Below are 13,374 nucleotides of genomic sequence, written 5' to 3' on the forward strand. Positions count from 1 at the left end.
GTAAGGCTGATAGCACCGGAGCAATCTCGGACGGTACCTAGGCCGCGCCAACCCCTACATGTCCCGTACCTAACGGCGGCGACCTGTGCCGAAAAAGTGCTCTTTTTTTCTTGACGGCTGGCGGTTTGCCCCCTATACTTGTCACCAGTGTCGATTTTCCGTTATGCGAGGGAGTCGGCAGGGATAACCCCGAGAACAATGCTTAAAATGGGTAGCCCCGACGGCACGAGCATGCCGTTTCTCCGACGATAAAAGATACATCCGCGTAAGTCCTGGAACGGCAAGCCAGGCTGGGGACAGAGGTTGGGTAGGGAGTTAGCGCTCCCGTAAAGCGAAGCTGCGCACGGTGCTCTCAGACCGCCCAGATATAAGCCGGGAACGCACCCCTCTCCGGATAGCGATTAATGCTGTCTGGAGTACGCTTTGTCTTCCTCTGTTACCGCTCCTGCGGTCAACCCCCGTCTTTCGTTTTATACCCTCGCTGACCTCACCGACATGGGTCTCGGCAGCGCTGACGTTCTGCGCGACAGGATTAAGCGTGGCGAGCTGGGAGCACATCTTATCGGCGGCACGTACCGAGTAAGCCGCGCCGATCTCGATGCTTACTTAGCGGCATGTCACCGCCCGGCGACTGTCGAGGATTTCGTCGATGCCATTGTAGGCGTTGCGCCTGCTTTAAGTGAGGAGCAACGTTGCCGCCTTACAACTGTTCTGTCTGGGGGTGCAGCGGCGTGACACATAAGAAAAGCGCCCCGGAGAGCGCCTCTCATAATCTGAACAACTCTGATTCTACTGCCTCGACTGTCATAAGTCCAGACATTGACCTTAATTCAGACCATCTAGCTGAGCTTCATGCCTCTGCTATTAGCGATGAAACAATCGCTGCAACTGGTGTCTATACTGCCTCCACCCGTGACGAGCTGCCTGAGCCGTTGCGCTGGATTGCAGATAGAAACGACACCCTTCCGGCTTTGGTCTATCCAATGGTTGAGGCCGGGCGCGGTGTGACGTGGCAAGTAAAGCCACAACCTGGTTCTTTGGTGGACGAGGAGGGGCGACCCCGTAAATACATCTGCCCGAAGAAAGAAGGGTCGAATATCTCGCCGTCGTTTATCGAGCGGCGACCGATTACGAGTGCCACACGTCGCGTGCTGGTGGTCGAGGGTACGAAGCAGGCTCTTGCTGCGATGACCTGGACTGATGACACGACTGCTGTGTACTGCATCCCTGGTATTCAGACATGGATGGGTGGCGAGGACGGGCCTAACCCTGCTTTTGCCCGTCTTAAAGGGCAGTCTGTCTACATCATCCCTGATGCTGATGCTGGCTCTAACCGTGCTGTCTACGACGGTGCGCAAGGCCTTGGTGAACACTGTAAGGCGTGGGGTGCATGCCCTGTCCGTTTCGTGCGTATGCCAGGCCACGGGTCGCAAGGGTTAGATGATGTCCTTGCCACTGTGGACGATGGCGAGCGCTCTGAGATGCTTGAGCTGTGGATTCGCCGGGCGCAGGCTAAGCCTGCCAGCAAGATGCCGAAGCGTGCTAGCAAGAAGCAGCGCAGCAACACTGACGAGACTCGCAACGACTCGCGTCCGAAGCTTCATACCGACTTGCCGCCTGAAACGCTATGGGATCGAGCTTGGGAGGCAATTGAGAGTAAACATGCAGGTGTGACACTGTTTCGCCAGGATTCTCGTCCTGTAATGATTTCTCGGCGTGATGGCCAGGCTGTCCTGGTGCCGGTAGACCGTGCAACGGGGCGGCGTCTGGCTGCTGCTGCTTTCGATTTGGTGCGTGAAACTGATGATTCCACCACTGTCGTGGCACCGATGGACAAAGATATCGACGTGATTTTCTCACCTGGCTATACCGATAGTCTGCCGCCGCTGCACAGCGTGACGCGGTCGCCGCTGGTTACAGAGACTGGCGAAATTATCACGCGCTCGGGTTACCACAAGGGCACGGGTGTCTATGTAGACCTCGACGATTCCCTTATCGGCATCTCTGTACCAGATAAACCAAGTGATCAGGACGTGGAGAATGCAAAGGTGCTGCTTGAGGATGTTCTCTACGATTTTCCGTGGGTAACTCCTGCTGATCGCACCCGTGCTCTCGGTGCTCTGCTAACACCTCTGGCGCGCCCGATGCTTACTACAGCACCTATGCACGTGATTTCTGCCGTGCGCCGATCCTCTGGAAAAGGTCTGCTCACAGATGTTTTCCATCTGATCGCAACAGGCGAGACTGCTGCGGTGCAGGACTTGCCTGGTACTGAGACAGAGATGCGGAAGGTAATTGCGTCGAAGCTTTTTGCTGGTGCTGCAACACTTTTCCTCGACGAATGTAGCGTCGGTGTGGATAGTAAAGCTCTATCTGCCCTGCTGACAGCCGAGTCTTATACCGACCGCATCCTTGGTGAGTCGCGCATGATTTCGGTACAAAACAACCTGTGCGTGTACGCAGCTGGAAATAATATCGCTGTTGACGGCGACCTGGCCCGCCGTGTCGTTCCTATTCTTCTCGACCCGAAGTGCTCCAGGCCTGAATCTCGCAGCGGTTTCCGGCATCCTCACCTGCGCCGATATGTGCGTGCTCACCGGCGTGAACTGCTGGCAGCGGCACTGACACTAATCCGTGCATGGGCTGTGGCTGGCAGGCCATCACCTAATGTGGCCGGGCCGTTCGGCTCTTTCGAGGGCTGGTATCACGTGGTCGGTGGCACCTTGGAGCACGTCGGGTATGCCGATCTCACGACAGACTTGGAGGAGATCCGAGCACGGTATAACGCTTCTGAGCAGGAAAACGCTGAGCACCTAGCGTGGCTCTATGAAGCAATGGAGGGCGACGATTTCCGCGCCTTCGACGCGGGATGCAAGATCGCTGACTCCCGCGACTATGTCCCTCTGCCTGAGGGTCTGGTTTCTTTGGATGAGGTCTCAGCACGCCGCCTCGGGCGTGTCTACTCCCGTCTGCAAGGCGCGTGGATTGGCGGATATTGTCTTGAAAGCGCTGGTGTAAAGCACCACACGAAGCTTTTTCATGTGGTGTGCGAGGGTGACCAGGGCGGTGGTCCTGGTCCTGGTACCGATAACAGTGTGCCGCCAGAGCCTTCTACGCCTGCAACACCTGAGCCTTCGGATACAGATAGTGTTGACACGCTGGTATTCTACTTGGAGACCGGCAGTGCCGATGACCTGCATTTAACGGATGACCCTGGCTTTGTCCGGTTGGCTACTTACTCCATCAATGGTGCAGAACCTGTAGCTACAACTGATATTGCAGGTGAGCTGCTGCCTCTAATTGAGCGTGCAGGCGTGGTCGTAGGCCACAACATCGTCCAATACGACCTGGCTGCGCTACAGCGTCTTTATGGTCTCGATGTTGAGGCTCTGGTGAAGTCTAACCGTGTGCACGACACTCTCGTTATGGCGCGACTGGCTGCCGGTGGTGCTAAAAACTTGAAGTACACCCTCGATGCTGTCGCGTCGCGTTACGGCGTTGGTGGAAAGTTGCTCAAAGATGGGAAAACAGTACTTGACGCGCAGGCGGAGCAGTTTGGTGGCTTCGACAAGATACCCACCGATGACCCTGACTATGTCAAGTACGCGCTCCAGGACGTGCGGGCGAACACTGCCGTATACAGCAAGCTTCTGCCTGAGACCATCGACGCAGTGGGCGAGGAATATCTCCAGCGTGAGCACGAAAAGACGTACGCTCTATCCGTCGTGGAAGCGAAAGGTATCCGTGTAGACACCGGTAAGGTCGAGGCTTTTTTCGCGGAGGAAGAACAGACGAAAAGCAATATCCGACAGTGGCTAGTAGACACTGTCGGTATGCCCGACGAAGGTACGTCGCCATGGGCTTCGGTAGATGGCAAGCAGGCTATTGCAGACTACTTTGGCCGATTCGGTGCCGAAGTGCCGCGTACAAAGAAAGGTGGGATCTCGATTAGCGGTAAGGCGATGCAGGAGCTTGCTGAGCAACATGCAGGCACCCCCGAGGTAGTCGAGCTGGCGACCAGGATGCAAACACTGCTGCAAGCCTCGACGCCTGCTGCGACGATTAAAAAGTATCTGCACGGTGACCGTGTGTACCCGTCTATTAAGTCCAGTCAGAACACTGGACGCTTGAGCACCAAAGATCCAGGTATGACGGTTTTCGGTTCTCGTGATAAAAGGCTTATCCGTCAACGCGAGATGATCCTCTCGGATAGTGCTGACGAGGTTCTTATCAGCGTGGATTTGAGCCAGATTGATGCTAGGTGCATGGCTGCTGGCAGCGGTGACGAGCGCTACTCAGAGCTATTCGCGCTTGGTCGTGACGCACATACAGAGATGGCTGTCCGTGTATTTGGCGATAAGTCCCGCAGGTCTGAGGCTAAAGCTCTCGGCCATGCGGCAAACTACGGCATGGGGCCAAAGTCGTTTGCCGACCATGCTGGCATCTCTGTTGTTGAGGCTCGGTCTCAGCTTGACCGCCTGCATCGTGAGTTCCCAGAGCTGGAGTCCTTCAAAGAGTCTCTGCGTAAAAGCGCCGAGACTCGTGGCTGGGTTTCCACCGGCTTCGGTCGCCGTGTAGCTGTCGCACGAGATAGGGCTTATACCCAAGCACCGGCTGCATACGGTCAAGGCACGGCCCGAGACGTATTCCTGGAGGGCGTTCTCAATCTCCCGAGGGAAGTCCTGGAGATGGTACGCATTTTCGTCCATGACGAGATTATTCTCTCGGTGCCACGCGAGCGTGCTGAGGGGATTAAGGAGTGTGTGGTAGCCGCCTTTAAGGCTGTCGAGTTGCCTTCCTCTGGTGGGGTCTCTGTCCCTGTGCTCTCGGATTCAGCTGGCCCTGGCGACAACTGGTCTGAGTGTAAGTAGGCGGTCTGCATGAAGCTCTCTCGCGGGCCTCCTATAGGCACTTTTATCGTCACAGAGACGTTAACAACGTAGGCAACAGTACCCCCTGGAAGTCTTGAACCATCGGGTGCTTAACCCAAGTGCCCAATGGCACCGAAATACCGCAACCTAAAGAAAGGAGTTGGCCATGGAGCCACAATCACCGCAGCCGCCCCGGACACCTCGCGGCGGGGCTAAAGAACGCTACGAAGCCGAGGAATCCGCAAAGGGTCTTATCGCAGGTTTAGTCGGCCTCGACTGCGCTGACATCATCCGTCGTTCTAATCGCGTCCAGGAGATTCTCGAGGATCTTGCCCAACACGCTCCCGCAGAGGGCGTGTCCCTGGAGCAGCTTCAGGAGGAGAGGAAGAAGGTCGATACCGAAATAGACCAGCTGTCACGGGAGCTTGACGAACGCGACAGGAAAATGCGGGTCAAGACCACCGGCAATCCTCCGGGCCAGCCCCAGGGCCAGACCGAGCGCAAGCCCCGTAACGTCCCGGTTAAAGACCCGCGATTTGCCCCTCTTTTCCAGAATGAACCAGAAGAAAACGACACAGATAAAGGATGGGAACCAGAACTATGATTACGAAGTCTCAGACCGCCTCTGCGATAAAAAAGTTTGAAGCTCGCCTGGAGAAGCAGAAGCGAGAGGAAGCCGAATTGGCTGCGGAGTTCGAGGAAATTGAGCGTAGGTTAGGCAAAGTTCTCGCCGCCTGCGTTTATGAACCGTCGAGCAAATGGGCCGCATTTCTCGACCGTTCTGTCCGGGAACTGCTCGTGGAATGCGGCGCACAGGTGGCCTCTTCCCGCGAAGCGTCCGAGGAGGACGAGGGCGCTCATCGAGGGGAGGACGAAGGAGCTGATAAAGGCTCCGAAGTCGATTCCGAAGGCTCTGCCGAGCCGGAGGAGACGGAGGACGAAGAAGCCGATGAAGGCTCCGATGACTCTACAGAGTCGGAGGAGTCGGAGGGTTCTGAGGACTCCCACGGCGGGGAATACGAAGAGGCGGAGGAAGCCTCTGAGGTCGATTCCGAAGGCTCCACAGAGCCGGAGGAATCCCCCGCAGGCCCGGAGCAAACTGACCATTACGGTCAGTGAGCGTAGGGCCAGAGGGTCGAGGGAGAGTATCTCCCTCGCCAGCGCCACGAGGCACCGGAGGTGCCCGAGTGGCTTGCTGGCCGCCTGTTAGGGAGGGCCGTCTTTGACGGTGGCGAGTACGCCTGAAGATGCGCAGCAGATTCAGGGGGCCGACACCGGAGAAGCGTGACCCTCACTAACAGACTGTGGCCCTGGCTGCGTCAGCAGTCGGGGCCACCCTGCCACAGTAAGTATGGAATTTAGGAGGTGGATATGCGAGACAAGTTCTCGACATATTCGCGGACAACCGTGCGCCTCGACAAGGATTTAGACCGATTTGTCGAGGAGGTCGCACGGGTCGCAGGTGTGCAGAAGGCCGTCGTGTTCCGGGAAGCTCTCTATGTCCTCGCAGAGGAGGAGAGCGTGCTAACGCAAAAGCGTTTAGCCCCGGATACTCTGCGCCGGTGGGACGAGATGAACGAGCAGCTGCGTCGGATTGGCATCAATCTAAACCAGCTGGCTCGGCGGGCGAATATCGACGGGACTGAACCGGTGTCTGAGAAGGTAGAAGATATCGCTAAGAAAGTCGATTCCCTTCGCAAGGAGGTGAAAGACTTTGTCCACAATCAAGATTAGCTACAGCCAGAACCTCCGCGCGGCGACGGTGTATGCCGTCTACGGAACGGCAGACAATGCCCGCAAGGGCCGGGTGCGAGCTGATGCTTTATGCACGGTTCAACCCAACGCTGAAACGTTTTCGCCGTCGGCGACATCTGGCCGCTGGTCTGGAGTGGATTTCATGGAGGCCAGTGTGGACGAGATGGAGCGTTATGCTCCAGCGGGGCGCACTGACCAAGCCATTATTTATATCCAATCGTGGGCGAAAGATGAGCTGAATAAGGATGACCCGGCTGATGTAGCTCGGGCTAATGCCGCCGGTTCAGAGCTGGCGATGCGGCTGGCTAAAGGTACGGGAGTTCCGTTTACCGTTGCCACGCACACCGACAGTAAAAGCGGCTGCGTCCATAACCATATCGTCTTTGCCAATCACGACCCGCAGACGAAGAAGGCTGCGCCGAGGGATATGCGTAACTGGTTTAAGTTGCGCAACGTCAACGACGAGTTGATGCGCGAGTTGGGGATGCGCGTCCTGGGCAAGCCGGGAGGCTTGCCCAGGGGCAGCAGGCCGAAAAAGCTGAAAGGCAGCAAGCCGATAAAGCCGGAAATATCGCTACTTCCTGCCGAGCGCAGGGCACGCAAAGAGGGCAAGCCTATAGATTCGACGGGCCTGGGTGTGGGTGAATTAACAGCTATCACCTGGGCTGATTTCGCTCGCAAGCGCATAGATGAACTGTGCGCTGATGAACGAGTAGCCGATGCTGAGGACCCGCTGGAGAAAGCGCTAGAGGTCGCGGGTGACTACAACCTGTCCCTGAAAGTGCAGCCTAACTCAAAGACCGAGGGCGAGTCGTTAACCGTGGCCCTGGTCGACGATGACGGAGAGGAGGCCTATTTTACGAACACCACGAAGGCCGGGCGTACCCGAAAGCGCAAGGCAGCTAAAGCCGGCTCGAAATTAGGCCGCAGCTACTCGCTGAAGGGTATCTCCGAGCGCGTTAACGAGGCTCAGGCAGCTCTCGTTGCGCGACAGGAGGTGGAACTTCAAGCCGATGCAATTGACGATGATCTGGAGGCGAAATACGGCTCCAGCCTTCTCGATGACGAGGAGGAAGAAGATAACTACTACTCCCAGGAGGGATTTAATTATGGTCTCAGTGACCGAGATGACACAGATAGCCCAGGCAGCAGCGAAGGGCAAGATGGAAAACGTCTTGAAGGTTTTCCATCCACGCCTGAACAAAGTGGAGAAGGCTATCAAGACGGTGCAGGAGAAACTGAAGAACCTGCCGGAGAACGCGGGGGAGATTATCAACAGTCTGCCCAGCGACTTCTCGACGCGATTAACGAAAGTGGAGACCGAATTAGGAAGCGTAAGGAGCAAACTCGCCGAGAACAAGAACTACGTGAGCAGCAGTCACTTTCAGCTAGCGATGATGGAAGTGCAACAGATGATCACCGGCCTGATAAGGAATATCGAGGCACTACCCAGCGGCATGGACGGGGTCAAGGGGACTCTACTCGAGCTAAATCAGCAGATGTCGCAGCTCGTAAAGCTGCAACGGGAGGTAATCAGGGCAGCACAAAGCCCCATCCAGCTCGACCGGGCTTCCAGCCAAGCAGTAGCCCAGAGCCTCAACGCTCAGATGACGACGTCCCTGACTACTGACCTGGAGCCACTGGTAGCAGTAGCGGTCTCTGAGGCAATGTCGAAAGAGTCCGAAAGCCTGCACAAGGCAGCAAAAGAGTCCGATAAGGCTCGCAGTGCCCTGCTCCAGGAGAAGGAGTCCAACGAAAAGCTGCTGGAGGAGATACGCGCAGAGCGCAAGCAGTATAACGAGGATATGGCAAAGTCGAGCACGCACTTCATTAAGGCCTGCCTGTCTGCTTCATGGATTGCAGCCAGCGTTCTCTTCGTCGCTATCGCACTCGTTGCTGTCGGAGCCTTAGGCAAGGGATTGCTAGAAATGTTCGGCATACCTGACGGCATAGGTGCTCTGTGGAGTCACGTCCAGGAGGCTAACGGCATTGGCTCAACACTGGGATGGTTGGCGCTAACTCTTATCGTTTTAGGCGTTCTTATAGCGCTTATGACTCGGATGCTGTCGCAGGCTGTGCCAGGTATTGCTCATTTGGTCGAGGAATACCGTCGCAACCACCCGAGGAAAGAAACGAACCACTAACTCGAACACATGCACTGTAAAAAGCTAAAAGACTCCCACACACAGCGTAGCGGTTAACCGCTACGCTTCTTTTATGCTCTCTCTGGTGCTGTTCCGACCGGCTTTCGATCGTCCGAAAGGTCACGTCGGTGCCAAAGAACGACTTCAGCCCTCAGGGACGGCTGTCGGGCAATTGAGGGAGATCCCCGCGTCGTTGAGCGCTGCCCGCCCGGCGGGAGTGAGACGCACGGCCCGGGTACGACCCCTGCGGGAAAGCCATTCCTTATCCAGCAGAGTCTTGCAGATTCCCGTGCCGAGAGGGCCGGCGAGGTGGAAGCGGCGTTCGGTGGAGTCCATGCACGACCTGCCCGTGTCGAGCATCTTCGGGGGCACACCCCACTGTATGAACAAGCGATGACCTTGATTAGTGACCTGACAGTGCGAGTCGATGAACTCGTGCTCTTCCAGTTGTTCAGCCAGGCGCACCCCGAGCTTACCGGCGAGGTGCTGATAACAGGTGCGGCCTTCACGTAGGTTCGCATTCGCCCGTGACGCGCTGAGGCTGTGAGGAGTGGGCAGGGGCGAGCGGGCGACCACGCCAAGGCTCTCGACCACTCGTGCGATGTCTTCCCCGGCCAGGCGAATGTAGCGGTGCCGGCCCTGCCGAATGTCGTGGACGAGACCGTGGGTGACGAGCACGTCAACATGCTCGCTCGCCGTCGACCGGGCCAGGCCCGCGTACCTGCCCAGTTCACCAACCGTCCAGGCCCGCCCGTCCATGAGCGCAGCACACATGGCCGCCCGCGACGAGTCAGCCAGAGCCGACGCGACTGTCGAGATATCCGGGACCGCTTCAGGAAACACGCGCGCAACCATGCCTCCAGTATGCACCCGGAACTGTTCGGTGACGACCGAACAATCGCAGGCATAGTCTGAACTCACCAGATTCATTGCATCAGGAGACGAAGGGAGCGATCGCGATGAACGGGGACCGCCAACGGCTACGCGGGCACTACGATGAGGACTTCTACTGGGAACGCGTTGACCGCAACCTGGGTTGGCTCGGCGACACCACCGAGGAACAGCGTGAACGCCAAGCACGGTTGCGCGATGCCATGATCGGCATCGTCGGCACCGGGGGCATCGGCGGTGCCGCAGCCGCCCGCCTGGTGCGCATGGGCGCACTCAACCTGAAACTGGCCGATCCCGACCACTTCGACCTGACTAACGTGCAACGCCAGTACGGCGCCGGGCGAGACACGATCGGCCGCAACAAGGCCGAAGTCGTCGCCCAGCAACTCCTCGCGCTCACCGGGGGAGAGACGGCCAGGGAGATCCGGGACATGCACTTCGCCGCGTCCTGGCGCCTGTTCGATCTGGTGCTGCCGACACTGCTGGACCGGTCTTACCGGACCTGGGATCAAGACCTGAGCAAGCGCACCTACTTCGGCCACCCGCCCGCCGAGGCTTCGCTGGAGTCTCGCGTATGACCGCGCATCGGCTCACGGCGCTGGTCGCGACCCTCCTCGGTTTCTTCATCGTCATGCTCGATACGACCATCGTCAATGTCGCCCTCGCCGAGATCGGCACTGACCTCGACACGACGGTGGGCTCACTGCAGTGGGTCGTCGACGCTTACACCCTCGTGTTCGCCGCGTTCCTTCTCACAGCTGGGGCCGCATGCGACCGTCTCGGGGCCCGCAGGGTCTACCTCGCTGGCCTGGTGGTCTTTGCTGTGCTCTCGGCCGTGTGCGCCCTCGCTCCCACAGGCGGGTTCCTCGTCGCTGGTCGCGCCGTCCAGGGCGTGGGCGCGGCAGCGATCGTGCCGGGCTCTCTGGCATTGCTGTCGGCTGTGTACGACGATCCGAAGGAACGAGCACGCGCCATCGGGCTGTGGGGCGGCGCAGGAGGTGTTGCCGCCGCGATCGGACCGGTCCTGGGCGGAGCGCTGGTGTCGACGATCGGGTGGCGGGCGGTGTTCTGGGTCAACCTCCCCATCGTCGCTATCGGCTGTCTGCTCACCTTGTGGGCAATTCCCGCGCTCACGGGCAGTCGCGCGAGACGGGTGGACCTACCCGGACAGGTGCTCTCCGTGCTCACGCTGGTGGCAGTAACCTATGCAGTCATCACCGCAGGCGAACACGGATGGTCGCCCTGGCAGGTAGCCGTGCTGATCGCCGGGGGCGTCTTCCTCGCCCTGTTCATCATCGCAGAGCGACGACACCCGGACCCGATGCTGCCGATGGCCTTGTTCACTCGTGCCCGGTTCTCCGTGGCCGCAATGGTAGGGCTCGCGCTCAACATCAGCTTCTTCGGACAACTCTTCGTGCTCTCCCTCTTCTTCCAGCAGTACCTGGGATACGAGCCGTGGCTGGCAGGCCTCGCGCTGGCACCACAGGCGTGCAGCGCCGTGGTCGCGTCACCGCTGGGCGGCCGTGCCGTCGCCCAGTGGGGCGCGTTCCCCACCATGCTCACCGGCCTGGTAGTCGGCACGATCGGCTTCAGCAGCCTCGTGCTGCTCACCGCAGAAACCCCTTACGTGGTGGTCGCGGTGTTGACCTTCACGGCTGGATTCGGGATGGCCTTCGCGATGCCGGCCGCGACCTCGGCCGCAGTGGCCTCGGCCCCGCCGGAACATGCCGGCATCGCAGGAGGAGTCATCAATGCCGCCCGCCAGACCGGCAGCGTCGTCGGCGTCGCAGTCCTCGGCGGAATGGTCGCCAGTGGAGCGTTCCTCACAGGCTTCCACACAGCCGTCGCGGTCGCCGGTGGAGTCTTCGGTGCCGCAGCGCTCGTAGTTGCTGCCACCATCATCAGTCACCTACAGGAGCCAGTTACACCTGAAGTTTAGAATCATTGTGTGATGAAGCACCATCGGAGGAGGTCGAAGAAGCCGCCAGTCGAATGCGTACTGTGCTCCGAAACTGGTAAACGCGAATACGAGGGTGCTGTTGCAAAGTTGGGTGGAGAACCGCGAACACTCCTTTCTTCGTCGCCTGGCCAGCATTATGGCCCAGCCTGCTTAGATATTCTGGAAGACCCGGTTGACGATCACCGCGTCCGGGTTCGGTTGCCCGTAGGCAAACATCGTGCCTTGCCCTTTCCGCACTGAGTGCATCGCCTCCATCCCTTTCAACGTCCGATATGCAGATGTCCGGTTCTTAAACGCGCCTTTCGGCCCGAGGATCCGCTTCAGCCGACCATGGTCGCCTTCCAGGATGTTGTTGAGGTATTTCACCTGCCGGTGTTCCACTGTTGGCGGGCAGATTCCCTTTGACTTCAACTCGGCGATTGCCCTGGCTAGGAAGGGTGCTTTATCGGTGTTGATCACTCTGGGATACCCGGCTGACGCATTGGATCTGAGGGCCTTGGCCAGGAAACGCTTCGCTGCGGCCACGTTCTGCTTCGAAGAGAGGTAAAAGTCCAGGGTCTGGCCACCGGCGGTGATCGCCCGATAGAGGTAGCACACTACCTGCCGCCGACCCGGATATAGGTCTCATCCACCCGCCAGGAACTGGCCTGCCAGTCAGGTACCTGCCGGTACCACCGTGTTCGCTTGTCCAGCTCAGGGGCGTATTTCTGGACCCAGCGGTAGATCGTGGTGTGATCGACTGGCACGCCCCGCTGAAGTCATCATTTCCTCCAGATCGCGGTAGCTCACCCCGTAGCGGCAGTACCACCGCACTGCCCACAGAATGATGTCACGGGGGAAATGACGACCGGAGAAGATACCCATGGTTGTGACTACTTCACGTCGCTCTTCCTACTGCCCCAACTTTGCAACAGCACCCTCGTAGCCATGTTCAAGTCCGTCAATGTCCCCGCCCAACACCCTAGCTAGACGCACGAAAGAGCAGCTAGGACTACGTATTACTAGACATATGCTTTAGCGTATGGCGGAACACATGCTTTAGCGTATGGCGGAACATACGCTATAACATATGCCAGAACCGACGGGCGCGCTGATTTACCATCACGGCTGCGCCGCTTTAGGCGGTTTTCAACGCCTAGAACATTATGGGGTGAGGCTTTCTAGTTCCAGACTTGGAACACCTTCCCTGTTTCGACTCCTTCTACAGAGCGTATATATGCGTCGGCTACCGCTGTCGCAGGAACTTGTTTGAACCCAGGAAAAGCAGAATGAAACCCGGTAGCTTCTTTGAGCACCGTTGGGCTTACCGCATTAATCCTCTGTCCGCGTGGGAGTTCAGTGCTAGCTGCGGTGACAAACGATTCAACACCACCATTAGCCATAGACGCTGCAGCACTGCCGGCAATAGGATGCTGAGACAAAATTCCAGTCGTAAGGGTAAACGATCCACCGTCGTTAAGATATGAAAGCCCTTCGGTAACCAAGCTAACTTGTCCTAATAGTTTTCCAGTTGCTGCAGCCGAAAAATCCTCACGGGAAAGATCCGTAAGATGACTAAAGGGCGCAAACCCTGCGCAGACTACAATCGCGTCAAGCGGACCAGCCTCCGTGCTGTCAAGGGGTGAATGCGCCACTTCGACCGGGAGGTAGTTGTGACGCGTTGGACTCCGAAGGATGTTAAGGATGCTGCTGTTGAGCGCGTGGTGGCAGGCGAGGCAGTTAGCCTGGTCGCGCGTGATGTGGGTGTAGCCTG

At 58.2% G+C, this 13,374-nt stretch carries 11 protein-coding genes and 1 pseudogene; 9 read left to right on the forward strand and 3 right to left on the reverse strand.

All coding sequences use genetic code 11. The features are described 5' to 3' along the window. Positions 1-495 precede the first annotated feature (495 nt). From MHK04_RS12340 to MHK04_RS07995, 7 genes are all read left to right on the forward strand, one after another. Positions 496-735, forward strand: a complete 240-nt coding sequence (locus tag MHK04_RS12340; RefSeq protein WP_408918896.1) for a helix-turn-helix domain-containing protein — start codon at positions 496-498, stop codon at positions 733-735. Continuing rightward, a complete protein-coding gene (locus tag MHK04_RS07970; RefSeq protein ID WP_239208221.1) occupies positions 732-4,871 on the forward strand; it encodes a DNA polymerase in 4,140 nt (1,379 codons plus the stop codon). Before MHK04_RS12340 ends, MHK04_RS07970 begins: the two co-directional genes overlap by 4 nt. Positions 4,872-5,037: 166 nt before the next feature. After that, positions 5,038-5,475 (forward strand): hypothetical protein, encoded by a 438-nt coding sequence (locus MHK04_RS07975; protein WP_239208220.1) that lies wholly within the window; start codon positions 5,038-5,040, stop codon positions 5,473-5,475. Beyond that, the gene (locus tag MHK04_RS07980; protein WP_239208219.1) at positions 5,472-5,990 is read left to right on the forward strand and encodes a hypothetical protein; all 519 of its coding nucleotides are present in this window, start codon (positions 5,472-5,474) and stop codon (positions 5,988-5,990) included. Before MHK04_RS07975 ends, MHK04_RS07980 begins: the two co-directional genes overlap by 4 nt. Before the next feature lie 252 nt (positions 5,991-6,242). Further along, a complete protein-coding gene (gene mobC / locus MHK04_RS07985; protein WP_239208218.1) occupies positions 6,243-6,605 on the forward strand; it encodes a plasmid mobilization relaxosome protein MobC in 363 nt (120 codons plus the stop codon). After that, positions 6,586-8,256, forward strand: coding sequence for a relaxase/mobilization nuclease domain-containing protein (locus tag MHK04_RS07990; protein WP_239208217.1), 1,671 nt, complete (start codon positions 6,586-6,588; stop codon positions 8,254-8,256). The genes mobC and MHK04_RS07990 overlap by 20 nt, the downstream gene beginning before the upstream one ends. Further along, positions 8,234-8,770 (forward strand): hypothetical protein, encoded by a 537-nt coding sequence (locus MHK04_RS07995; RefSeq protein WP_239208216.1) that lies wholly within the window; start codon positions 8,234-8,236, stop codon positions 8,768-8,770. Before MHK04_RS07990 ends, MHK04_RS07995 begins: the two co-directional genes overlap by 23 nt. Before the next feature lie 144 nt (positions 8,771-8,914). Here the strand turns inward: MHK04_RS07995 and MHK04_RS08000 are convergent, their stop codons facing one another. Further along, entirely contained in the window at positions 8,915-9,700 is a 786-nt protein-coding gene (locus MHK04_RS08000) for an ArsR/SmtB family transcription factor (protein WP_200895294.1), read from the reverse strand. 29 nt (positions 9,701-9,729) lie between these two features. Between MHK04_RS08000 and MHK04_RS08005 the strand changes: the two genes are divergently transcribed. Both MHK04_RS08005 and MHK04_RS08010 read left to right on the forward strand, forming a co-directional pair. Continuing rightward, positions 9,730-10,239, forward strand: a complete 510-nt coding sequence (locus MHK04_RS08005; protein ID WP_239208215.1) for a ThiF family adenylyltransferase — start codon at positions 9,730-9,732, stop codon at positions 10,237-10,239. Then, positions 10,236-11,600 carry an MFS transporter gene (locus MHK04_RS08010; RefSeq protein WP_239208214.1) on the forward strand — a complete coding sequence of 455 codons (1,365 nt, stop codon included), beginning with the start codon at positions 10,236-10,238 and terminating at the stop codon, positions 11,598-11,600. The genes MHK04_RS08005 and MHK04_RS08010 overlap by 4 nt, the downstream gene beginning before the upstream one ends. Positions 11,601-11,771: 171 nt before the next feature. Here the strand turns inward: MHK04_RS08010 and MHK04_RS08015 are convergent. Next, positions 11,772-12,485: pseudogene (locus MHK04_RS08015) on the reverse strand (IS6 family transposase). 296 nt (positions 12,486-12,781) lie between these two features. Further along, positions 12,782-13,255, reverse strand: coding sequence for a short chain dehydrogenase (locus MHK04_RS12275; protein ID WP_367404177.1), 474 nt, complete (start codon positions 13,253-13,255; stop codon positions 12,782-12,784). Positions 13,256-13,374: the final 119 nt, after the last annotated feature.

Source organism: Corynebacterium nasorum (assembly GCF_022345765.1).
GTDB classification, from domain to species: domain Bacteria; phylum Actinomycetota; class Actinomycetes; order Mycobacteriales; family Mycobacteriaceae; genus Corynebacterium; species Corynebacterium kefirresidentii.